We start from the raw sequence: 24,318 nt of genomic DNA on the forward strand, positions 1-24,318 counted from the left end.
CGTCTTACGTTGGGATTTTTTTATGAATCTTTTTATGTATCTTCACGAGACTTGAAGACACATTCACATATACTTATTATAGGTGGCGGATTAGCAGGCTTGACCAGTGCCATTCATTTAGGACGTGCAGGGATTAAAGTAACCTTACTAGAAAAAGATACGTATCCAAAGCATAAGGTATGCGGTGAATATATATCTAATGAGGTACTACCATACCTAAAAACTCTGGATATTAATCCTTCAAAAAAAGGTGCCGTATCTATTTCAGAACTTTTAATAACCACACAAAAAGGGCATCATATACAAAGTGAACTGCCCTTAGGAGGATTTGGTATTAGTAGGTATACACTAGATCATTTTCTTTGGGAAAAAGCACTTGCAGTAGGAGTCGAAGTAATCAATACACAAGTAATTGATATACAGTATAAAAATGAGTATTTCCTTGTCAAAACATCAGATAATCTTACCATTAGAGGTACCTATGTAATTGGTGCATATGGGAAACGTTCTATTATAGAGAAGGCCCTGAACCCAAAGAAAATATCAAAAAAACACCCTTGGCTAGCCGTAAAAGCTCATTATACCACAAATTTTAACGAAAATAGGGTAGCGCTACACAATTTTAAAGGAGGATATTGTGGCTTGTCTATGGTAGAAAACCAAAAGGTTAATGCATGTTATATGGTTTCTTATCAAAGCTTTAAGAAATATAAGAGTATCGCTGATTTTCAGAAAGAAGTAATGTATAGAAATCCTTATTTAGAAGCGTTTTTTAAAGAAGCTCAACCCGAATTTGATAAACCCCTTACGATAAGTCAGATTAATTTTGATAAAAAAAATAGTGTCGAAAATCATATATTTATGACAGGAGATGCAGCAGGACTTATTCATCCATTATGTGGTAATGGGATGGCTATGGCAATACAAAGTGCACAAATTCTGTGTGAATTGTTGATTAAAGATTATAAAAACCCAGCATTATTTTCGAGAGAAGAAATAGAAAAGCAATATTGTAAACAATGGAGTGAAACCTTCTCAAAAAGATTGTATGCAGGTAGAGTATTACAACGTATTCTTCTTAATCCAACATTACAAGAAGTATCCTATACAGTCGCTAATGTAGTACCCGCAGTAGTACCAAGAATTATAAAACAAACTCACGGAAATCCATTAGTATGCTAATAAATCTTGATTATAGAAGTAATGAAGCCGAGTTGATGGATGATCCGGCTATTGAAGAAGAAGCGCTCAAAACAGCATTGTCTGATATTTCTAGAGTAAATCGTTTGTTAGGAGGGAACAGGATTACAATTCGTACAGTGGTCAATATGATTCATAGAATCCCAGAATCAAAAAAAATTGTACTCCTAGATCTCGGTTGTGGTGATGGAGAAATGATTAGAGCCATTGCAGAAACATGTAGAAAAAACAAAAAAAATATAGAACTAATAGGAGTTGATCTTAATAACAAGAGCTTACAGTATGCAAAAAAATTAAGTAAAGGATATCCCGAAATATCTTACCAACAACAAGATATTTTAGAAATGAATGCTGCTACATTTTCTTGTGATATTATTATTTGTACCTTGACATTACATCATCTTACAGATACAGGAATAGAAAAAGTAATGAAGAAATGTACAGATCTTGCCACTTTAGGAGTTATTATTAATGATCTGCATCGAAGTAAGCTTGCATACTATTTGTTCAAAATATTTAGTTTCTTTTTTATTAAAGGAGCAATTGCAAAAAACGATGGATTGATATCCATAAAAAGGGGGTTTAAGAAACAAGAGTTAATAAAATATGCCAAAAATATTGGTGTACAAGAGTATAAAATTAATTGGAAATGGGCATTTAGATATCGATGGGTTATAAACACTCAAGGTAAAACAGTTTAAGTGCCTAAATATTGAAACAAAAAAAGTATTAAAAAATTGGATGTAAAAATCACTACCGTCGCCAAACAACTACCACCTTATACAAGAGATACAAAGGAAATATTACCCTTTGTAGCGCAATGGCTCTCTAATGAAGAAGAGCGTTTTAGACGTAAGGTTCTTAAAATTTTTGAAAATGCCGCCGTAAGTAGACGTTATGGTATTATGAGCATAGAAGAAGTTTTCTCGGCCACATCTTTTGAGGATAAAAATGATATTTATATAAGAGAAGTTAAGAAACTTGGGGTATCAGTTCTAAAAAAAGCACTAGAAAAAGCAAATTGGGACCCTCAATCTCTTGATTATATTATTACTGTAAGTTGTACTGGGATAATGATCCCTTCAATCGATGCTTTTTTGATTAATGAGCTTAATCTAAGACAGGATGTTATACGTTTACCTGTAACAGAAATGGGGTGTGCAGCAGGAGTTTCAGGAATTATTTATGCCCGTAATTTTCTAAAAGCAAACCCAGAAAAAAGAGCAGCTGTTATTGCGATAGAAGCACCTACGGCTACATTTCAACTTACAGATTATAGCATGACAAACATGGTGAGTGCCGCTATTTTTGGAGACGGAGCTGCATGTACATTATTGTCATCAGAAACAAAGGCTACAGGTCCAAAAATTATAGCAGATGAGATGTATCATTTTTATAATGCAACCGAAATGATGGGATTTAAACTTACTAACAACGGGTTACAGATGATTTTAGACCCTAAAGTACCCGAAACTATTGCATCACATTTTCCTAAAGTAATTCACCCATTTCTAGAGAAACACAATAAAACAATAGCAAATATAGATCACCTTATTTTTCATCCAGGAGGAAAAAAAATAGTTCAAACCGTTGAAGAACTTTTTGGAGATCTTGGTAAAAATATAGAAGATACCAAAGCAGTACTTATGGAGTATGGTAATATGAGCAGTGCAACCGTATTGTATGTTTTAGAACGATTCATGGATAGAAATCCATCTCCGGGAGAAACAGGACTTATGCTTAGTTTTGGTCCCGGTTTTTCTGCCCAAAGAATACTACTAGAATGGTAAATAACAACAGAAAGAAGACGATTATTGACATATGACTAAAGAGTTTTTACATAAAAATGAATGGGCACTAATACTTGGCGGAAGTAGCGGTCTTGGTTTGGCTACTGCTCAAAAACTTGCCCAGCATGGGATGCATATTTTTATTGTACATCGCAATAGAAAAAGCGAAATGAAACAAATACAAGCTGATTTTGAAGAAATTAAAAAAGAAGGAGTGCAGCTAGTGTCGTTTAATGTAGATGTACAAAAACCAGAGAAACGAATAGAAACAGTGGATGCAATCAAAAGTAAAATCGGTAATGGGTATATAAAAACTATCATCCATAGTGTTGCCAAAGGAAATCTAAAACCTATGACCAATGCAGCGCATACCCTCAAAAATGATGATTTTCATCTAACTATAGATGCCATGGCTATTAGTCTTTATGATTGGGTAATTGCCATTTTTGAAGCTAAATTATTTGCAAAAGACAGTCGAGTTATTTCTTTTACTAGTGAAGGAAATACAAAAGCTTGGAAAAATTATGGTGCCGTTTCTGCTGCAAAAGTAGCATTAGAAGCTATTACTAGGAGTATTGCTCTAGAATTTGCACCTTTTGGTATTCGTGCAAATTGTTTGCAACCCGGTGCTGTCGACACGCAATCCTTACGAATGATCCCTGGATACGAACAAATTATATCCCATAGCGAATCTAGGAACCCTTTTAACAGAATCACAACACCAGAAGATGTTGCCAATGCTGTATATTTACTTTGTAAAGATGAAGCCTCATGGATTAATGGCTGCATAATACCCGTTAATGGTGGAGAACATTTGAATTAAACACAAGATTTTAATCTTAGATACCTTTATTTTTTTAAAAAGTAAAATGAAATATATACTTGTTTTTTTAACACCTCTTTTTCTCTACATTTTATCATGTAAAGAGGAGGACAGCATTTCAGAAAATATAAATTCTGACAACAACATTGCCACGAGTGCAGAAATCACCAGTGTTTCGGTTTCGGGAAATAAAAACAACTATACCTTTGCTATAGGTATTAAAAGTCCAGATACCGGATGCCAACAATACGCTGATTGGTGGGAGATTATCTCAGAAACAGGCGAAGAATTACTGTATAGAAGAATTTTGGCTCATAGCCATGTTAGCGAACAGCCATTTATAAGATCGGGAGGTCCTGTATCAATTACAGAACAGCAAACAATATATATCAGAGCACATATGAATACAAGTGGGTATGGTGCGATTGCTTATAAGGGAAATATACGTGATGGTTTTGTCAAAGTAACCTTAGAAACTGGTTTTGCAAATCAATTAGCAGAAATAGCGCCCTTGCCCAGTGGCTGTGCTTTTTAAAAAAATAGACAAGTGTATAAAGACCAAATTATTGAGAAATTACCGTACAGTACACCTTTTTTATTCGTAGACAAGGTGGTAGATGTCGATGAAGAGCATATTACGGGAGAGTATACTTTTACAGAAGATGAATTTTTTTATAAAGGACATTTTGTGGATAACCCAATAACACCTGGCGTCATTCTAACCGAATGTATGGCACAGATAGGATTGGCTTGTTTCGGAATCTACCTTCTAAAGGATGCATGGGATCAAAAAAACTGGAGTATCGCTATGACGAGTAATGAAATGAACTTTTACAAGCCCGTTTTCCCGAAAGAAAAAGTAATTGTCGTAGCTACTAAAATTTATTTTAGATTTAATAAACTAAAATGTCAGGTTACAATGTATACAAAAGATCAAACCGTCATAGCAAAAGGCAATATTTCTGGAATGGCTTTTAAAAAATAAGTAATAAATGAGTGTAGGCTATTTATTAGTAAAGTTAGTACTTAAATTAAAAGGAGAAAAAAGATCTTGGCAACAAGATCCCACAGACTATATAAAAAAAAGAAAACAAGATATACATAAGCCATCCTCTTGGTTACTAAAAGGTAATTCATTTATTACAAAAGAAATAGGAGGAAGTTTAGTAACAAAAATAACTCCAAAAAATAGAAGTACATCAACACATGTCCTATTGTACTGTCATGGTGGAGCCTTTGTATATGGTCCAACGAGAGAAAATTGGGTTGCGGTATCGAAAATAGTCAAACATGCCAGAATTAATGTTTGGATGATTGATTATCCAAAAGCTCCAGAAAACACAATTGAAGCCATAACAAAAAGTGTATATGCTGTGTATAATGAAGCTATTAAAACGTATACACCCGCTAATACTATTTTAATGGGGGATTCTGCAGGAGGAAACCTCATAGTAACATTAGCTCAGAGATTATCTCAAGAAAAGAAACTTTTGCCGAATCGTTTAATAGTAATAACACCCATTGTTGATGCGAGTGTTTCAAATCCTAAAATAAAAGAAGTCGACTTGATTGATCCTATTCTAAGTCATAGGGGAGTACTGTCTACCAATAAGATGTGTGCAGGTCAAATGTCATTGACAGACCCACTAATATCCCCTTTATATGGCAATGTAGAAAACATGCCGCCAATACACCTTTTTATGGCCACAAACGATATACTAACTCCTGATCAGGAATTATTTGCAGAAAAATTAAAACATGTACACAATGACTTAGAGGTGATAATAGGAGAAGATATGCCACATGTATGGCCAATTCTTCCGATAATGTCTGAAGCCAAAAAAGGGATGCAAAAGATTATTTCTATTATAAAATCAGTAACCAATTATGAGTAAAAGAAGAGTTGTAATCACTGGATTAGGTGTCGTTTCTCCAAATGGAATGAACGTTTCAAATTTTACTACTGCGATAAAGAATGGTACTAGTGGTATTCGGTTTATAGAATCCCTAAACAAGCTTAATTTTTCTTGCCAAGTTGCTGGTTATCCAATATATAACAAAGAATATCTAAATAATTACTTTACAGATATAGAGTTGCGAGGATTAAACGCTTCTGGTATGGAGTACGGTGTTATAGCAGGAGTAGATGCTTGGCAACATGCAGGATTATCCCGCAATACTTCGAACACACCACTCTGGGATGTAGGTGTAATTTTTGGTACAGGAATTCTAGGGGTCGATAAATTTAGAGAAGCAATTTATAAAGTTGATGACGGAAAAGTACGACGATTGGGCAGTACTACAGTCACACAAACTATGGCAAGTGGTATTAGCGCTTTTTTAGGAGGTATGTTGGGGTGTGGCAATATTGTAACTACGAATTCTTCTGCCTGTAGTACTGGTACAGAAGCAATTTTGATGGCATACAATCATATTACGAATAATCAAGCCGAAATTATTCTGGCGGGTAGTACAAGTGATAGTGGCCCTTATGTTTGGGGAGGTTTTGATGCCATGCGTATCCTGCCTTATAAATACAATCATTCTCCGACTGCAGCCTCGAGACCCATGAGCGCTTCTGCAAGTGGTTTTGTACCAGGGAGTGGAGCAGGAGCTTTGGTGATCGAAAGCTTGGATAGTGCACAAAAAAGAGGTGCTACGATATACGCAGAAATATTAGGAGGGCATGTTAATAGTGGCGGACAGCGTAATGGGGGTAGTATGACAGCTCCTAACAGTGAAGCTGTACAACGATGTATACAAAAGGCAATAGAAAGCGCAGGAATTCATGCAGATGATATTGATGCTATAAATGGTCATCTTACTGCAACTGCTATGGATCCTGTAGAAATATATAATTGGAGTACCGCATTGGGAAGAAAACATGAGGATTTTCCGTATATAAATTCCCTAAAAGGGATGATCGGTCATTGTCTTGCAGCTTCGGGCAGTATCGAAAGTGTAGCGAGCGTAATACAATTAAAAAATGACTTTGTTTTCGGAAATAGTAACTGTGATGATCTACACCCAAAAATAGCCTCTCTGATTAATTCGGAGCGAGTACCCACAAAAACTATTAATTTTTCTGCAAAAATTATGGCAAAAGCTAGTTTCGGATTTGGAGATGTAAACACTTGTATTATCTTTAAAAAATATTAATACCTCAAAATTACTATAACTAATACACCTATGACTCAAAACGAATTACTCTCAAAATTAAAAACGATAATAACTCCTTACGTACAAAACAAAGAAGCCCTTGAGAATTTAACAAACGAAACTGATTTTATAAAAGATCTAGAAATAAACTCTGCTAATCTGGTAGATGTAGTGTTAGATGTAGAAGATGCCTTTGATATTGAGATTGATAATGAATCTATGGAAGAAATGCTTACTGTGGCTGCATCAATAAAAGTAATTGAAGAAAAATTGGCTTCAAAATAATACCATATCATGATTGGTAATGATATTGTTGACCTACAGCTAGCCAAGCATCAAAGTAATTGGCAACGAAAAGGATGGCTACAAAAAGTCTTTACAGCATCAGAAATACAAGAGATTGTATCTTCAGAGGTTCCTGAAATTACCGTCTGGAAATTTTGGAGTATGAAAGAGGCGGTTTATAAAGCGCACCAAAGAAGATTTAATCTTTCTCCCAAATTTAATCCAAAAAGTTTTGAATGTAGTACTGCAAAAGAAAAAAATGAAACGGTACAAATCAAATCATATGTATACAGTACCAATACACAAATTACAAAACAGTACGTATATACAACAACGGCTTTTGCATCACCCCAAAAAACAGTTTCCAAAATATTCGAAAACCATGTTGACCTACAAGTCTATGTAAAGCAAGAAATAGGAAACCGATTAAATATTGATCCTCAACGCATTGCTTTTGACAAAAATGCCCATAGAATTCCTTTGGTGTATATTGATCAAAAAGAAGTAACTATTTCTGTTTCAATTACGCATCATGGCACATTTTTTGGTGCATTATTTTCCTTTTGAGCTATGACTAAATTTCTTGAGTTTAGTTGGGCCTCTTTTAACAATAAACCCTAATTAACATCATTATTTTTAAACTATGAATATGAAACATTGGTTACTCGTCTTAAGTCTTATAACATTGTGTAACATATCCAATGCGCAGGATAATCAGAATACCAAAAAGGATCGTAAAGAAAAACTATTTGAAGAAGCTAAAAGAGACTTTATAAATGGCAAGTATGAAAATGTAATTCGGTACTGTGACTCTATATCCGAAGGCGTGTATCAAAATAGTTTTGCACTTCAAAAAATGAAAAGCCAAAGTTATACTGAGCTGGCAAAAATGAATAAAGAAGATAGTATCCAATATATGAATGCATCTAATGAGATCCTAGAGAATGTAACTAGCATATATGGAAAGATGAGAGTTGCTACAGAATGGGACTCTTTAAAAATTGATATGTCTAGTCCACAATATAGTTATATAAATGATATTGATCAAAAACCTCAGTTTCCTGGTGGAGAAAAAGAAATTTATAAATTCATTAAAAAAGAATTTAAGTATCCTAAAGAAGCAAAAAAGCAAAATGCTCATGGAAAAATATATCTTGGATTTGTTGTAAACAAAGATGGAAGTGTGGATGCCGTGAATATTCTAAGAGGTGGTGGCAAAAAAACTTTTGGTTGTGATAAAGAAGCTATACGAGTAATTAGTAGTCTCCCCAATTTTATACCGGGTATGCATCAGGGAAAACCAGTATATTGTCGATATGCTGTACCAATTGTATATTAAACTTCAAAACATCTATTAGTAAACACTGTTAGTCTATGTAACGTCTTACTTGATAATAGGGAAATTAAACTGTACATCTAGTTTATTTCGTTCTCTTTCGTCATGAATATTGACTCCAAAGTCACTTGTATGTATCGATGTTTTACCTGTTAAGCTTTTATCGCTAAGGGTAAACGTAATAATTACTTCTTTGGTGGTTCCTTTAATCGTTAGGTTTCCGATTACTTTATAAATATTAGTACCAAAAGAAACTACTTGTTTACTGGCAAATGTAATTTTAGGATATTTTTTCTTGTGGAAGAACTTTGCCCACATGAGATGACCATCTCGAATAAAATTATCGGTGTCTAAGGTTTCTACTAATGCCGAACCACTAAAAGAAGCATTTTCTGGATCGGCAGGATTAAAATCTATTTTAAAATCTAATCCGCTGATTGTACCCGGAGTTTCTTCATCTATAAAATCAAATGAGATAGTAGCATTGTCTTTATCGAATCGAAGACTACTTGCATAATCATTTATTAATGAATAATCAGGCGAAGGAGGTGTTGCGATCTCAAAACCTAGATTTTGTGGGTATGCGTAGGTTACAACAACTAAAATCAAACTATGAATTAAAAATTTCATTGATTATATGGGGTTTAATGAATGATAAAATTAGTAATAATCAACAATCATTCCTAGAGCTATCGACTCTTTAACGTTAAAAAACGTCAAATACAGCATATCATGACAATAAACTTAGGATTTGTAAGTCTTCGGATTACATTTCATAAAATAAACCTAAATTGAAAGAAACCTTTTCAGTAAAATAAAAAATAATTATTAAATTAGAAGTAATAAGCTTGTTATTAAACTCTTATATAAACTGTAGACGTTATGGAGGCAAAAAATAAGACACCAAAGAAAAGACAATTTGCCGATTTCCAGAATAAGTATCGCAGATCTTCAAATTTTGGCTACGGCTCAAAAAGAGATCGATTTGCAATACTTGGAAATGGGGAATTATCAGTTTCTAAAAAACAATCAGACAATACTCCCAAAAGTATCTAAATGATTAGAATGTTACACGCTTCACTACTTTGTTCCCCTTATTCTTAGGGGTTTCAGTTTCTGCTGCTATTTTATTTGGTCACATAGGTTACTACTTTTCTTCATTTTTTAGACTCATTTTTTTTACAAAATTTGTAAAGAATAGGAAACTCACTTAAAATAAACCCCTGTATACTTAAATTAACAAGTGAGCACTCATCTTTTACCGAAATTCGTACATAAATAGGGAAGTGGTCAGAGTCATTTTAGAATAGCGTACTTCTTTGTAATACGATGTACTATAATGTTACTATAATGTATAATGGCATACAAAAAGAGCTATAAAAACCTATGCATCAGTACATATGCTAATCCCTATATCGAGTACAAATGAAAATGAGATTCATGCATATGCATATATAACCAAATACAGTAGCAAAAAAATGATGAAATATTTATTAATTATCCTATTTATAAGTGGGTTTATGGCAATTACGGTATTTTTTCTTTGGGACATTTCTGATACGGGGTTTAAGAATGATATCGCAGAAGTAAGTTCGGCATTACATCCGGCATTTAGTGCCTTTGACACGAACAATACTGATATTTATCTAGAAGGCACCAATGTTGTAATAGAAACCAATGGTGAGCCGAATCATGAAACTGTGTGGTGGGGCAAGGGGCATAAGCTTTATAAAGAAGAGCCTTATGTCGATATGAATCGTGGTGGTACCTTAATTACAGATGAGGACAATTCATTTACCCTTACCGTATCATCACATCCGCAGTTGGCCGAAGAACCTACTGCCACAAATATGGGCCCCATTGGCATCTCGGTATCTGGTGCTAATATTTTTAATGATCAAGAAGGAAACGGAGCATTAGACGGAGCCCTGAGTAGTATTGATTGGACAGGCGGACATAAAGGCCCCACAGAATATCATTACCACTTAGAACCCGTAGCTTGGTCAAAAGATGATGAGGCATTGATTGGTATTTTGGCAGATGGTTTTTTTATTTACGGAAGAAAGTGCCATGCTACAGGAGAGCATCCTACAGATTTAGATGCATCAGGAGGACATATTAGTACTACACAATATACCAAAACACCAGAATATCATTACCATATTATAAATGAAGAATATATCAACGGAAATTATATCATTTTTGGAGGAGATTATCGCGGAACCCCAACCATAAAGAGAAAGGAAAGAAAAAATAGACCCCCAAGACCATCAATCGCCGAAATTTTTAGTTTTATGGATGATGATGGTGATAATCTACTTTCTGTCAATGAAGTAAAAGGGCCTATAAAAAATGACTTTTCTATAATTGATAAAAATACAGATGGGTTTATTTCTAAAGAAGAATTAGAAAAAGCACCAAAACCAGCACAAGGAAAACGAAGATAAAAACATAGCTATGTAGATAGTAAGATGTCTAAAAAATGATTTCTACTACATAAAACAGATTTAATCCGCAAAATTAGAGCACCGTATTAGCACGGCGCTTTTTTTATAAACACCTAGCAATCTTACTTTTATACTATTAATTTGATGTTAATTTGTAGCATAATTTCTGTTTAAAAACTTATATTGCAACTATGCGATTATCTTATATATATACAGTCGTACTGGTCGTTACCATAAGTATGGGATGCAGCAGTACTAAGGAGCGTGTAATACCTACCATGTCAACAGAAGTTACGCAATTACTTTTAGACAAAAATTTTGTTATTGCGTCCGATATGGCTTATCCTTTGGGAACTATAGGATTACAATCCATAGCCAATTCGGGCTTAGTTCCCATAGGCAGCAGTGTTAATCAATTTAGTTTGATAGGAAACGTTAATCATTTCAAAGTATTGGGAGATAGTTTATCTGTTGATTTACCATATTTTGGAGAACAACAAATGGGAGGTACTGGATACAACAATCGAGATATAGGAATTCAATTTGATGGCATCCCGACCGAATATAATACAGATGGTGTTGGTAAAAAAGGTTCTCGAATCCTAAAATTTACCTTTAAAGATAATGGCGAAACTTATCGGGCAATTATAGAAATATTTGCAAACGGCAATTCTAGTATGATTATTAACTCTAGCCATAGAACCTCTATACGCTACAAAGGAATTATTGAAAAAGAGCCGAAAATAGAATCTGAATCTCAAAAAGTCTAGCACAAGACTTAGATCTCTTGCTGAAAACATTTGGCCAATAACGCATATAGTTCAGGGTGTTTTCTTTTTAATAAATCCGGACGTTCAAAAAAATATTCTGACGCTACGGCAAAAAACTCGGCTTTATTTGTCCCACCATAAGCGCGAATATCAGAGGAATCGGTATCAATTTCAATCATTTTTGTATGCATTAATTCTAACCAGGGGATGGCATACGTATGCTGTAGTAGGTTCTTAGGAATACCATCAATGACGCCATCGCTTTTATCCATTAAGTGTACAAATTCATGAATTGCGGTGTTATTTTTATCTGTTTTATTTTCGAAACCATGGTATAAGGCTTTTTTAGACAAAATCATTTGTTTATCAAATCTACCAGAACCAACCATCCCTGCAATTCTACGATTTTCTGACGGAACCCCAGTAAATTGAAGATCCTCATCAAAATAATCAGGATAGAGTAATACGGTAGATAGATTTGTGTACTGCCATTGATCAAAACCAAAAATAGGAATAACAGCACTTGCCGCAATAAGAATGGTATCTGTTTCTACAATAGTAAGGTGAACACCTTCGATAATAACCTCATTAAGGAAATGCATCATTTTCTTTTGAAAGCGTAATTGCTCGTCTGGTGATAGTTTTTTGTAATACAACACATGATTGTCAAGTATAGCGTGCCAATGTTTCGGAAAATCGGCAACAGGTTTTGGCTGAGTAGTTTTTATAACATATCCCAAAAAAGCTAACAAACCTAAAAAAATCAGTATATAAATCATAGGCAGGCAAAATAATACATTTGTGTATAGTTGACAACAGGGATAATAGAAGTTTTTGATATTAGGATATTCAAGGGAGAGAGAGGTTTCTAAATATTCTATTTTACATAATATAAATTATCGTACAAATGTATTTATTGAAGCAAATTGGCGAATACGTAGTATTTTACATAAATGCAGATATAGCGACACCGCCAGGTGTTCTATATCGTCAGCAATTATGTAAAAGCCAATTTGCGAAACGTTAAGCTCATTCGTAGCTATAATGTAATACTATGTAAAATATCCCAGGATAATTCTATTTCATAGCAATATTAGCTACTGGGGTCATTAAAATTATTTTATAGCGTTTATGATTAAACCTTACGTTCACATTTGTAGCTATAATTTGCCGTTATGTAAAATTGCCGCGCCCAACCGCTTTATTGTTTTTAAAAAATTAAATGCTTTATGGCATTTATTTTTAAACTCAATTTGCCAACGCTTGGCCACACCAAAAAAAGCAAACACTTTTAGGTCGCTTATAAATCACGTATTTGATAAAATATACGTGCAAAAAGTTTTTACGCGATTTTTCGCGAGGTTACTATTGTTTTAGATGAGCTCAAGATTGCTATCACAGTTCTCGTGAAGGTTCCCATAAGCATTTTTAGCGTTTATGATTTATATCTCTGCAAATATTATCCAGCCGCATCATCTCGCAGCTTTACAAAATTGATTCACAGGATCAATTTTGTAAACTCGTCTATGCACATGCTATCTGCAGAACACAGATTAAACATTTTAAGGGTTTGCATTATCTTTTTTCTTGATACAAAAAGAAATCGAAGATTGAGATTCGGCGGTGGCCAGATCTCAATAGAGATTCACGAACACTTAAACAATAACAAACTTGTGAGCTAAACAAAAAAATCAAGGCTGCATAAAACTTTGGAAACAGGGACGAGCGTTAAGAAAATGTCCCTGAGGACATTTTTAGTAAGTAGCGAGCTTGTGGCGTTGGAGCGCAGTCGCTATATTTTAGACGGCATAAAATTGAAAGTCTAGTAGACTTTTGATTTTGTGAGCGAGCTGGCGTGTTGGCGATTTATAACGTTTTGTTTAATCAATAGTACTATCATTATCCAGCCGCTTCATCTCACAGCTATACTAATTCCTCCACTGGAGCAATCATTGTATCTCGTGTTTTCTCCAAAGTTTTCTGAGGCCGTTTTTAAACTCTTAGGTTCTATTTTACATAATATTTAGACAATTAGACGAATAATGAAAAATCTATGGTAATATTATATTTATCTAACAGGTCTAAAAACTTCTTATCTTGTAAATATGGTTTATAAATGGACTCTTTAATAATAATTTCTTGAAAAAGATCATTATCTAATCCAAACGTAAATGCCAATTCTAAATTTTTATAAAACTCTCTATTATTATTCAAATGAGCATGAACTTCAGCCAATGTTACTGTAAGATAAATATTATGAGGATTAATTGCTAAACCTTGGTAGATATAATCTAGAGCTTTTTCGTAATTTCCTATATTTCTCAAAGCATTCGCAACTGAATTATATCCATATTCAAAATCTGGTCTAATTTCAACTGCTCTCATATGATATTCTAAAGCCTTTTCATTTTCTCCTTTGTCATTATATATGTGCCCCAATCCAATCATAGCACCCAAGAATCTATCATTCTTTTTGAGAATGTCAAGATATATTTTTTCTGCTTCATTTTTTTTATTTAATTTACTAAGAGTCAACCCTTTAATATATAATGACTTAATTGAATTTGAGTTAATACTTAAAGCTAATTCAATAAATTTTTTAGCATTTTTGTAATCTCCAATTTCATAACTTAATACAGCTAAATCATGATATATCTCATTTGATTCTGGGTTTAAATTCAATGCAGACTCTAATAGCTTAATTTTATTTGACTTATCATTAGATTTTTTTGCTTGTTCAATAAGTAATTTCGCTCTTCTTAGTGCATTAAATCTTTCTCTTTCATTTTTAGTAAGTTCATTTTTAGTAAGTTCTTGAAACAATTCCAAATAATCAATTGATGTTGGAGGTTTTTGATCATCCAAATTATTCCTATCATATTCATATCCAATTTTGAATTTTTCTTCCAACTCTAATTCTGGATCCGAATGTATTAAAAATATTTTCTCAAGTTGATAATCGTTATCATTATTATTATCTAAGTATTTATTAATTGTCTCAAAGATTGAACTTTTTGCATACTGCACCTTATATTTTTCTTTTGGATCAGAAAAGAATGGTATTCTAGACAGAACAAAATTAATTTTAGGTATACCTTCTTTAAAAGAGTTTTCTGGAATGGTCAATGTATTTATAACCTGTTTAATACCCTCTATATTTTCCCAGTTTCTTGCAGCCATTAAGACTATTTCATCTGCCAATATTGACATTGTGATACCTGATACATCAGTAATCCCTGTTCGAGAATCAACAATTAAAAAGTCTGGATTTAATTCTTTTTTTAATTTCTCTTTTAAATCAACAAATAAGGCTATTCCTTGGCTATTCTCTTGATAGAATAATTCATTCCAATTAATCATTGATAGCTTTCTCCAATATTCTTTTGAATTAGTATCCCCCGCAGCAATTAAATCTATATCTTCTAGATATTTACTTTGAAAACTTACTTTTGTTACATAATCAGATATATTAGATGGAAGAGTTTTATTTTGTGAAAACTCATAAATATAATCAACAATTCCATTATTTATTTTTTCTTGAGCAATATTTTTCCTGAACTTATGATGTAGTCCTGGAGCCTCTAAATCAAAATCTAGTAGACAAACTTTTTTACCAAATTCTGACAATCTTTTGGCAATGTTTGACAAAGCAAGTGTTCTACCTACTCCACCTTTGTAAGAATAAAAAGTTATGGTTTTCATTTTAACTTAATTATACATTTAATAACATACCATTCTTGCGTACTCGATTTGAGTATGAATTAATACATTTTGAAACTTGTTTATCAAAATTAAAAGGATTAAAAACTGAAGTGTCTTCTATGGTTGTAGCTATAGTTTTTGTTTTTTTATCTTTTATCAAATCATATGGTGTATTTAGGATTTCTTGATTTAATCCTAGGTGCTTTGATAAATTTCTTATCATTACTTTAGATAGTCCTCTTTTTTTATTCATTACCTCAGAAACTATCCCTTTACTTCCATTCCCTATAATTGGTATTAAATCTTTTTGTTTCCAATTCATATAATTCATCTTTAATTTGATGATTTCAATCGGATCACCTTTTTCAATTGGAAATTTTTCATTCTCATAATCCGTCACCAGCTTTTCTAATAATTCAAATTCATCAATTAACTTTGGATTATTCTCAAAGTTAGGGTCATCACCGATCTCTTCTAACAATGTGATAGCTTCTTGGTAGTCTTGTTCAGTTTTTAATACTTTAATTTTCATTTAGGTAGATTTAGTTGAACATGTCAATGTCGTATTGAGATTTTGTTTTTTTTAGTTTATCGTACTCTGCGTGAGTACCAATCCACTTTAAATATAATTTTGATTTCTTAATTGTTGGATGAAATTGATACTTTGCAATAACTCTGATATGATTCCCTTTTATATCAATTACTACTCTTTCACTAGATTTGGTTGAAGGTTTTGTATCTTTTTTTCCTAATAGATCTACAGCTTTGAATCCAAAAGTATTAACGATATCTTGGGGCTTTTTCCACGTGCTGGATTCAACAATAGACAACCAAGCTTTTAATCCTTCACGATAATTTGAATGATTATTCATGAAATTAATAATATGCTTTCTTGCAACTACACGGGCCATTATTTATGATACGTTTAAAACAAATATACAAAAAGTTCGCAAAAAGAGAACTTTTTGTAAATAATTAACATTTAAGAACTATTCCCATTCCACACACATTCCCCTACTCTCCTACTGTCGTTTCAGGCAATAAGTGTTTCTTCACCTTTTTTTAGAGGCCCTTTGGCCGGCCAAAACATCATCCAGATAAAAACTAACTTAAGCAGAATAAATAATTAAAATGGAAGTTCATCTGATTCTATACCATCTAAGTCCTTAAAAAAATCGATGTCATCATTTATATCATTAGGATTCGATTTTTTGTTGTTATTTATTCCATTAAACATTTCAGAAATCAAATCATCTAAAGACATATTTTGATTCTCAAATAAATAATCACTAGAATATTCATCCTCTGCATAATAAAAGGATATCTGATCGGCATACAAATCATAATCAGATGAGTCTTTCATATTTTTACTTGTAGCATCAGTTAGATTTATTGATGCTTTATAATTCCAACCTTGAGTTCTAAAAATCTCTAGATTAATTTTAAATGAGCTGAATATTGAATTTAAAATAAATTCTTTATTCTTCTCTAGTTTGGAAGCAATCTCTAAATTAATGTCTTCCTCGGTATTTATTGTATTTAAGAAATTATATTGATCTTCAACTTCTTGGTCAAATAAAAATTTCAAATGATTAAATAGAATAATGCTGTATTTAGAAGTTTTAATTAGGTTATCTTTAATTTGGAATTCATAATGTCTAGAAAATAATTGGAATAACTCCAAAAAACTATCTAAGGTTTCTTCATTGATTAATGAAAAAAAGAAAAAATCTGAATGAAAATTTGATATTGTTCTATTCAATTTTGAATTACTCTTGACATCATTCAAGAATTTCTCTGAATAAAAACTTGTGTTATTATTTTCATTTAAAAAACTCCAATTTTCAATCTTCAGTAAAGAGTCTATTGTTGAGTGAGTGTTTTTAGTGCCATTAAAATAGTACTCAAAAATTGATATTAGATAGAGGTTATTAAAATTATCACCTTTTAAAGCCAATTTGTAACTGTTTTTAGTGAAAAAAATCAATAATAATTTACTAATATCTTTTTTACTGGAAACATATGGGGTATAGAAAAAATACCATTGTTTAATAAATTTAGAACTTAATAATACTCTTTCTATTTCAGGTTTATTATTGTGTATATAATATTTCAGAAAATCCTCAAGTGATGGATTGATAAAGCCTATTATCGTTAGTGTTTCTGTAGTTTCGAATTCATGATCTATGAAAATAGAACGGTCATTTATAACAATAAAACCGTTATTTAATCTTCGTAAACTATCATTAAATGAATTTAATGGTTTTGAGTAATTATTGTGCTCTACTTCATAATTAAGTCTGCCATTATATGCCACCTCTAAATCCTTTTTAGTCACCTCACTTTTAAGAGAGTATAAAGTATTTAATAAAAATCGCTCATAATCATTTATTTGAAAAGAATACGCGTGGTTCCATATTTCTTTTGGATTTTTTAGATTATTTAAAATGAAAACTTTATAATCTTTGGTATTTAATTCAAGAACTCTTTCTCCGGTAAAAAACTCTATAATTCTAGGTGTAAAATTGTCATGCTGACATAATTCTGGAGCCAACTTTTTTATTACATCAATCTGTTCAATACTAAGTTCAGATTCTAATATATGATTATCAAGCATTCTTCTTTTAACACCATATGAGTATGATTGTAATTCAATCTTTGCTTCTGATCTCAATGGATTAAATTTTCGAAACCTTTCCGATTCATCAAGAAATGATATTAAAATAAATTTTCTAGTATTTAGAATTAAAAATTTATTATCCAAATTCTCAATTCTACTAATGATTCGTATCAAAGCATTTTCAGCTGATTTTGACTTAAGTATTTCAGCCTGAGTATGCCCTAAAAAATCATCAAAATAGAATACTTGCTTTGAGTCATCATCTAACAGATTAATCTCAACTTCCTTTATATCATCATAAATAAGATTAAGTTGATAATCATCTTTAATAAAATCATAAATCATCATATCGGAAAGTGTGCTCTTTCCAACACCAGGTTCTCCTGTTATAATAATAAATTTATTCTGGTTTAAAATATATTTTGCCTTGTGAAAATTTTGTGTTTCAACAAATAATCTAAATCTTCTTTTTAAAACTATATCTGTAAATTCTTTCTGTCTACCTTGAAATTTATAATTCAATATTTTATTTAAAACTATAGAACTAGAAAACCATAGTTTATAATGATTTTCTTCAATATTTCTATTCGATCTAAGTAATATATTTAAATCTTGACGTCCATAAATATCATCTAATGAAACTATATAAGGATCAAAAGTTTCTTTTATTGTGAGCTTATTCTGTGGACTTAGCTCTAGAGAAGTAACAACAATATATCGATTAGGTTTTAAATGAAATACTTTATCTCTTTCGGTATTTTTTAAATCATATAGTAATTTTGAAAAAGTCGATTTTATATAATGTTTAACTTGGCCAATAGCTTCATAGTTATTGGTGGATGTTGATAATAATAAATCTATTCCTTTGTCTCTGCCAGGTCCAAAAGTTCTAAAAGAACCTTCCAAACCTCTTTTCTCGTAATTAGTATTTACCAGATCGCAAGCGAGCTGCTCAAAATCTAATGGGCCTAATGTTGAAAAATCATAGTTGGGCATAATCAAAAATATTCATTTAAAAAAGTATAGGTTAAAGTTATTTAGTTCGAATGGAGCTTTAAAAATACAAATTGTTAATAGTATAATTATTACAAAATTTAAACTAAATACCTATTCCACACACATTCCCACTTCACTCCTATCGTCGCTTCTAGCAAAGAGTATTCCATTACATTTTTAAAGAAACTTTTGAGAATAAATTTTTTAACGAAAACTGTAGTAACAATTTTCGCTTTTAACCAAAGCAAAGTGACATAACGCAAGTACATTATGATACAAAATAGTAAATCATAATTCCAGCCACATCATCTCACAGCTTTACAAAATTGATTCACAGGATCAATTTTGTAAACTCGTATAAAATTGTTAAATAAACATTACATTTTCTAGTTATATTGTACAAAACCATATTTATGAAAAAAGATTTAGATTTGCTTTCTTGATATCCAATTATGACATTTTATCATTATCTTCTATTTATCGCTACACTTGCAGTTTTAAGACCTTTCACTATATTTTTACACGAAATGGGACATGCAATCCCAACATTATTATATACGAAAGAAGGTGTTACTATCTATATTGGTTCTTATGGAGATCCAAAGAAAAGTTTACATTTTAGAATAGGAAGATTAGAGATTTTTTTTAAATACAATCCTTTACTTTGGGATTATGGTTTGTGTGTTCGTGAGCAAGTAGATATTTCAATTAATAAAGGAATTTTAATTATACTTATGGGGCCATTATTTTCTTTGATTATTGGTTCTTTTTGTCTTTATATTGGTTTATTTGGAAGTGATTCTGATAGTATCACATTCATTTCAATGATGATTGCTATATCTTCGTTATTAGATTTCTACCATAATATCGTTCCAGATTCTGAGCCAATTACATTATATAGTGGTAAACAAGTCCATAATGATGGTCAACAAATAAAAACACTACTTAAGTATCGTAATCTACCAGAAGAATATGATAAATGTGTTGAATATTATAACAACCAAGAGTTTGTTAAATCAGGAGAGCTTTTTGAAAAAATTATAAAATCAGGAATTAAAAGAGACTTCGTATATAGATTGGCTATTTCTTCATATTTACAAATTAAAGAATACGATAAGGCAGATAAAATAAATAAAGATTTCTTAAAAAAGTACAAAAAAAGACTTACTTCTATTGATCTATATAACAATGGGTTAATCAAATCACATAAAGGAAACTTAGAAGGATCAATAATTGATTATACTGAATCACTAAGACTTGATCCGAATAATGTCTATTCATTAAACAATCGAGGATATGCTTATAATCTATCTGGTAGATATGAAGAAGCCATAAAAGATTTTAATAAAGCAATAGAACTTGAAGAAAACTTTGCATATGCCTTAAACAATAGAGGTTTATCTAAAATCAAACTTGGAGATTTTGATAATGGTTTTATAGATATTAAAAAATCTTTAAAAGTAGATAACAAGAATTCTTATTGTTATATGAATTTTGGTATTTATTATTTTGATATCGGTGAATATCATAAGGCTTTAGAAAACTTCAATATAGCTTTCGAGATGGATAAAGATACTTATTTGCTTAGCGAGCATATTGAAAAAACAAAACTGAAATTAAATATTTAGATAATAATATCATTCCATCGTTTTACGACACGTCATCTTATTATTAGTGGCTATAATTGTTCCCAGCCACATCAACCCTCAGATTTTTACAATCGATTTTATAATCAATTTTTCTTTTGAATACTAATTTTGTTTTTTTTGTTTTCACCATCCAAATAAGGATGCTTTAAACGTTCGTACATGATTTGTCTAAAAGGTAAGGTCTTCTTAGTTGGATAACAGTTGAAATGATTATAAATGGCAATAGCCCAACACTTCATAAAGCGATTCCATTTTTTGATTGGAATGAAGTATACTCCATTTAACTTTTCAAAGTCAAAAATAATCCCTTGTAATGATAAATGATTGTTTTTGAACTTATAGGCATAATGGAAACTATCACCTGATAAATCAGATTCTTCAATATATTTATAATTCTTAAGAATATTATCTATATCGAAATCCTCTCTAATTTTCAAGTATTTTCCGTTCTTCTTTTTGTGAATTAGCCTATCTTCAGCTTCATCAGAATGTATAAAAGTATTAATAATAAACTTGTGCTTCTTTAATTTACCTAAATTAGTTTTAGATGTAAATACAAGATTTAGAAAGCTTTGATTAAAAAATAACTCGAAACGTTTTAAGAAAAGAAAAAAACGAAATGCTGAAATGACAAAAATAAAGTTTCTTCGATTCCTTGATAGTATCATCGGTAAAATGAACATTGAACTCTTTTCGTTTATTATCAAAACATATAGATAAATGCTCCCCCTTTTTTAAAGTTGGTACATTAATTATAAAACCATTTTCATCTGTGTAATTAAAACGTAGATAAAACTTTTTTAATTCATTAAAATATGCATGCTCCACTCTCCTATTTGACATAACATTATAAAACTAAAATTTTAGTTTACCAATCATATTATTTAAAACATACTTTTCAATAGCTTCAATGGATTTAACTGGATATTTTAATTTCCCAATATGTAATTATAACCAATTAATTCGATACCATATTCATACATTTTGGCAAGATCGATCTCTGACTTTCTTGATACTTTATAAACGCACATCTGCCCGCATACGCTCTTCGACTTCTTTCATAATATCTGGCACAGTTTTATCACTAATACCACTATCCATGCCTTCAGTTATGGGAGCTTTAAGTGCAGAAAACTTTGCTTTTTTAGCTTGGTCACGTCTTACTAAATCACGAAGATATTCACTTTCATTTGTAAACTCTCCTGACGTAATTTGAGATTTTATCCACTTATCTTGTTTCTCTGTAAATGTGATCGTTTTTCTAATTGTTGACATAATTAAATGTATAAATAATCATACTATTGATGTATTATACAATATTCATTAAACATTCCAAAATTAAGAAACCCTAATTAATGTAATTGTAATAATTCTCATTTCAAGCGACCTTATCGATATCATCAACAAAGGTTTGAGAATAAGAACAAAACGAAAAAATTATAACTACAAGAAAAAGAAGTCTCTTCATATCATTAGTTTCCGGCTAAAGTACTTTTTCTTTTTCCTTGATGAAAAAGAAATCGAAGATTGAGATTAGGTGGTAGCCAGATCTCAATAGAGATCCACGAAGTCCAATAAAACATTATAGCGTGAGCTAAACAAAAAAATCAAGACTGCATACGGGCGAAACGTTAAGAAAATGCACCCAAAGTACATTTTTAGTGAAGCAGCGTGCCTGCGCGCCTTCGTATAATTGTTATTGAATGAAATAGGAGAAAAACTAAGTAATTTATCAAAATTCTTTTCTATATGTCTACGATCCTGTTTTAATTTTAGAGTATCCAAAAGTGTTAATGCATAATTCTCGTACGCCTTAATTTTGGTTATATCTAATACAATTCTCTTTTCTTTATTTAGTTTTTGAATCAGGGTATTAAATTCATTATCATTTACATTCTTTTGACCTATGTTATTTACAATAGTTGCTACTGGGTAAATTGATAATACTTGATATTGACCATTTATTGAATCCTTTTCTTGTTGAGACAGTGAATATGACTTTCCTGGAGGCGGAGGTGGAAGATCTGGTTTTGCATATCTATTCACCAAAAAGGATAAAACATCATATTGATTTTCTAGTGCCTTTTTTTCTCTTGATTTACAAGAGAGTATCAAAAAAAACAATACTATTAAGGTGATATGCATTTTCATAATTAATTACAACTTTACTGGTGGCAAAATTTTAGAATGAAGTAAGAAAAACAATCAAATTCCTACCCCAATTATAGAGGGTAGAAATTGATTATTTTAATTCATTAATGAAAGTGTATTTTTCATTATATCAATTCATACTTTAGAATCTAATAGCTTTCAATTACTCTTTTTTTATCTGTTAAAGACCATTTATTTTCTAAATTAGTAAAAATGTAAGCTATTCCCTTACCAACGGTCTTACCTTCTTTAGACTTAGTACTGCGTATAGCAGTAGAAAGGAAGATACATTTTTTGGAATCTGACAGATCAAATAAATCAGAAAACTTGTACATATAATAAGTACCATTCTCATTAATTTTATTCTCACTTATTATTAATTGAATATTATCTTTCAGATTAGTACAGTCTGAATAATTTATGTGTTTAGTTTGATTATTAAATTGCTTTAGTTCTGCATCATTAAAAATATCCATTTTATTTATAGAATTCATTATCGTCTTATCTGGGGTATAACCAACTTCAACTTTTGCAGCTTTCTTCTCATATAACTTCATTTTTTCAAAAAGGATATGATATAATTCTGTATCATCACAAGTCCCTACTTGTCCATAGGAAATGATAGACCCAAATAATGTAAATAATAAAAATGTAACACCTTTTTTCATCAGTTTATAGTTTATGTTTTTAGATTCTACTTTATAGAACATGGACTGATTATTACTAAGAAATTGAAAATGTATCGACACTCTTTATTTCCCATTTCCCTTTCTTTTTTTCTAGAAAAACTAGGGAAGCATAGCCATTCAATACAGCTTCATGAACACCTACAATTAGTACAGCTTTGGTGTAAGACGTATTATATGATATTCTAGAGAAATTAATCAGTTTATCAAAGTTTTTTTCAACATATCGTCGATCTTCTTTTAATTTTAAAGTATCTACAATAGATAATTCATAAGGTCTATTAATTTTGATCTTGGATAAATCTAAGGTTTTTGAATACTTAAAATTAGACAAACCTTCTATTAATAAGTTGATTTCAGAATCATATTCAGCCCTCTCAGAAAATTCATGATCTGTTATCTTTAATTTGGGATGCAAACATATTTTTTCTTTTTGATCTAGAATAGAATCTATTTGCGATTTTGAGAATGGTTCTAACCCATACATTTCTCTGGGGGGAACTGTCGGTTTACCAAACTCATCTATCAAAACAGACATAATTTCATGGGTGTGTTTCTCTTCAACAACATTTTTATTTTTACATGAAAAAAGTAAAATAAAAAGAACCATTATCTGAACAAATACTTTCATTTTTAATTACAATTATTAGGATTAAAATCTCTATGATCCAATCGAAACTCAGTTACTTGTCGTCCGTCTAAAT

General features: G+C 31.3%; 26 protein-coding genes. 15 read left to right on the top strand and 11 right to left on the bottom strand.

Going from position 1 to position 24,318, the window contains the following annotated elements:
* The first annotated feature begins 51 nt into the window (after positions 1-51).
* The 11 genes from DZ60_RS0103380 to DZ60_RS23980 all read left to right on the top strand — a co-directional run bounded on the left by DZ60_RS0103380 (position 52) and on the right by DZ60_RS23980 (position 8,596).
* Positions 52-1,182, top strand: coding sequence for an NAD(P)/FAD-dependent oxidoreductase (locus DZ60_RS0103380; protein WP_025740491.1), 1,131 nt, complete (start codon positions 52-54; stop codon positions 1,180-1,182).
* Positions 1,176-1,901, top strand: a complete 726-nt coding sequence (locus tag DZ60_RS0103385; RefSeq protein WP_025740492.1) for a methyltransferase domain-containing protein — start codon at positions 1,176-1,178, stop codon at positions 1,899-1,901. The genes DZ60_RS0103380 and DZ60_RS0103385 overlap by 7 nt, the downstream gene beginning before the upstream one ends.
* A gap of 36 nt (positions 1,902-1,937) precedes the next feature.
* Entirely contained in the window at positions 1,938-2,990 is a 1,053-nt protein-coding gene (locus tag DZ60_RS0103390) for a type III polyketide synthase (RefSeq protein ID WP_025740493.1), read from the top strand.
* Positions 2,991-3,021: 31 nt separating this feature from the next.
* Positions 3,022-3,813: an enoyl-ACP reductase FabI gene (locus DZ60_RS0103395; protein ID WP_025740494.1), complete on the top strand. Its 792-nt coding sequence runs from the start codon at positions 3,022-3,024 to the stop codon at positions 3,811-3,813.
* A 46-nt stretch (positions 3,814-3,859) separates the two neighbouring features.
* Positions 3,860-4,348: a hypothetical protein gene (locus DZ60_RS0103400; RefSeq protein WP_025740495.1), complete on the top strand. Its 489-nt coding sequence runs from the start codon at positions 3,860-3,862 to the stop codon at positions 4,346-4,348.
* 12 nt (positions 4,349-4,360) lie between these two features.
* Positions 4,361-4,798: a 3-hydroxyacyl-ACP dehydratase FabZ family protein gene (locus DZ60_RS0103405; protein WP_025740497.1), complete on the top strand. Its 438-nt coding sequence runs from the start codon at positions 4,361-4,363 to the stop codon at positions 4,796-4,798.
* A 7-nt stretch (positions 4,799-4,805) separates the two neighbouring features.
* Entirely contained in the window at positions 4,806-5,708 is a 903-nt protein-coding gene (locus tag DZ60_RS0103410; RefSeq protein WP_025740499.1) for an alpha/beta hydrolase, read from the top strand.
* The gene (locus tag DZ60_RS0103415; protein WP_025740500.1) at positions 5,701-6,972 is read left to right on the top strand and encodes a beta-ketoacyl-[acyl-carrier-protein] synthase family protein; all 1,272 of its coding nucleotides are present in this window, start codon (positions 5,701-5,703) and stop codon (positions 6,970-6,972) included. The genes DZ60_RS0103410 and DZ60_RS0103415 overlap by 8 nt, the downstream gene beginning before the upstream one ends.
* 30 nt (positions 6,973-7,002) lie before the next feature.
* Positions 7,003-7,257 (top strand): acyl carrier protein, encoded by a 255-nt coding sequence (locus DZ60_RS0103420; RefSeq protein WP_025740501.1) that lies wholly within the window; start codon positions 7,003-7,005, stop codon positions 7,255-7,257.
* 9 nt (positions 7,258-7,266) lie between these two features.
* Positions 7,267-7,824: a 4'-phosphopantetheinyl transferase family protein gene (locus tag DZ60_RS0103425; protein ID WP_025740503.1), complete on the top strand. Its 558-nt coding sequence runs from the start codon at positions 7,267-7,269 to the stop codon at positions 7,822-7,824.
* Between the two features lie 82 nt (positions 7,825-7,906).
* The gene (locus DZ60_RS23980; RefSeq protein WP_161634363.1) at positions 7,907-8,596 is read left to right on the top strand and encodes an energy transducer TonB; all 690 of its coding nucleotides are present in this window, start codon (positions 7,907-7,909) and stop codon (positions 8,594-8,596) included.
* Between the two features lie 45 nt (positions 8,597-8,641).
* On the opposite strand, the gene DZ60_RS23985 is transcribed toward DZ60_RS23980, so the two are convergent.
* Complete coding sequence (locus tag DZ60_RS23985; protein WP_025740505.1) at positions 8,642-9,223, bottom strand: YceI family protein; 582 nt, start codon at positions 9,221-9,223, stop codon at positions 8,642-8,644.
* 252 nt (positions 9,224-9,475) lie between these two features.
* On the opposite strand from DZ60_RS23985, the gene DZ60_RS25055 reads away from it, so the two are divergent.
* The 3 genes from DZ60_RS25055 (at position 9,476) to DZ60_RS0103450 (ending at position 11,810) form a co-directional block, all read left to right on the top strand.
* Positions 9,476-9,649: a hypothetical protein gene (locus DZ60_RS25055; protein ID WP_161634364.1), complete on the top strand. Its 174-nt coding sequence runs from the start codon at positions 9,476-9,478 to the stop codon at positions 9,647-9,649.
* Positions 9,650-10,071: 422 nt separating this feature from the next.
* Positions 10,072-11,040 (top strand): YHYH protein, encoded by a 969-nt coding sequence (locus DZ60_RS22395; RefSeq protein ID WP_206538650.1) that lies wholly within the window; start codon positions 10,072-10,074, stop codon positions 11,038-11,040.
* Positions 11,041-11,231: 191 nt separating this feature from the next.
* Positions 11,232-11,810 (top strand): DUF4251 domain-containing protein, encoded by a 579-nt coding sequence (locus DZ60_RS0103450; RefSeq protein WP_081740373.1) that lies wholly within the window; start codon positions 11,232-11,234, stop codon positions 11,808-11,810.
* 8 nt (positions 11,811-11,818) lie between these two features.
* Here the strand turns inward: DZ60_RS0103450 and DZ60_RS0103455 are convergent, their stop codons facing one another.
* The 5 genes from DZ60_RS0103455 to DZ60_RS0103475 form a co-directional block, all read right to left on the bottom strand.
* On the bottom strand, positions 11,819-12,589 hold the full coding sequence (locus DZ60_RS0103455; RefSeq protein ID WP_025740511.1) for a M90 family metallopeptidase: 771 nt from the start codon (positions 12,587-12,589) through the stop codon (positions 11,819-11,821).
* Between the two features lie 1,252 nt (positions 12,590-13,841).
* Positions 13,842-15,512: a KGGVGR-motif variant AAA ATPase gene (locus DZ60_RS23990; RefSeq protein WP_025740512.1), complete on the bottom strand. Its 1,671-nt coding sequence runs from the start codon at positions 15,510-15,512 to the stop codon at positions 13,842-13,844.
* A 10-nt stretch (positions 15,513-15,522) separates the two neighbouring features.
* A complete protein-coding gene (locus DZ60_RS22405) occupies positions 15,523-16,044 on the bottom strand; it encodes a helix-turn-helix domain-containing protein (RefSeq protein WP_025740514.1) in 522 nt (173 codons plus the stop codon).
* Between the two features lie 10 nt (positions 16,045-16,054).
* Complete coding sequence (locus DZ60_RS0103470) at positions 16,055-16,423, bottom strand: type II toxin-antitoxin system HigB family toxin (RefSeq protein ID WP_025740516.1); 369 nt, start codon at positions 16,421-16,423, stop codon at positions 16,055-16,057.
* A 215-nt stretch (positions 16,424-16,638) separates the two neighbouring features.
* A complete protein-coding gene (locus DZ60_RS0103475) occupies positions 16,639-19,128 on the bottom strand; it encodes an nSTAND3 domain-containing NTPase (protein ID WP_025740518.1) in 2,490 nt (829 codons plus the stop codon).
* A gap of 452 nt (positions 19,129-19,580) precedes the next feature.
* Between DZ60_RS0103475 and DZ60_RS0103480 the strand changes: the two genes are divergently transcribed.
* Positions 19,581-20,756, top strand: a complete 1,176-nt coding sequence (locus tag DZ60_RS0103480) for a tetratricopeptide repeat protein (protein WP_025740520.1) — start codon at positions 19,581-19,583, stop codon at positions 20,754-20,756.
* Positions 20,757-20,860: 104 nt separating this feature from the next.
* Here the strand turns inward: DZ60_RS0103480 and DZ60_RS24810 are convergent, their stop codons facing one another.
* From DZ60_RS24810 to DZ60_RS0103505, 5 genes are all read right to left on the bottom strand, one after another.
* A complete protein-coding gene (locus DZ60_RS24810) occupies positions 20,861-21,214 on the bottom strand; it encodes a hypothetical protein (RefSeq protein ID WP_152537352.1) in 354 nt (117 codons plus the stop codon).
* 580 nt (positions 21,215-21,794) lie between these two features.
* On the bottom strand, positions 21,795-22,052 hold the full coding sequence (locus DZ60_RS0103490) for a type II toxin-antitoxin system ParD family antitoxin (RefSeq protein ID WP_025740522.1): 258 nt from the start codon (positions 22,050-22,052) through the stop codon (positions 21,795-21,797).
* A gap of 276 nt (positions 22,053-22,328) precedes the next feature.
* On the bottom strand, positions 22,329-22,928 hold the full coding sequence (locus tag DZ60_RS0103495; protein ID WP_025740524.1) for a hypothetical protein: 600 nt from the start codon (positions 22,926-22,928) through the stop codon (positions 22,329-22,331).
* A 149-nt stretch (positions 22,929-23,077) separates the two neighbouring features.
* Positions 23,078-23,596, bottom strand: a complete 519-nt coding sequence (locus DZ60_RS0103500) for a hypothetical protein (RefSeq protein WP_025740525.1) — start codon at positions 23,594-23,596, stop codon at positions 23,078-23,080.
* A 55-nt stretch (positions 23,597-23,651) separates the two neighbouring features.
* Positions 23,652-24,245, bottom strand: a complete 594-nt coding sequence (locus tag DZ60_RS0103505; RefSeq protein ID WP_025740527.1) for a hypothetical protein — start codon at positions 24,243-24,245, stop codon at positions 23,652-23,654.
* Positions 24,246-24,318: the final 73 nt, after the last annotated feature.

The organism is Aquimarina pacifica (genome assembly GCF_000520955.1).
GTDB lineage: Bacteria > Bacteroidota > Bacteroidia > Flavobacteriales > Flavobacteriaceae > Aquimarina > Aquimarina pacifica.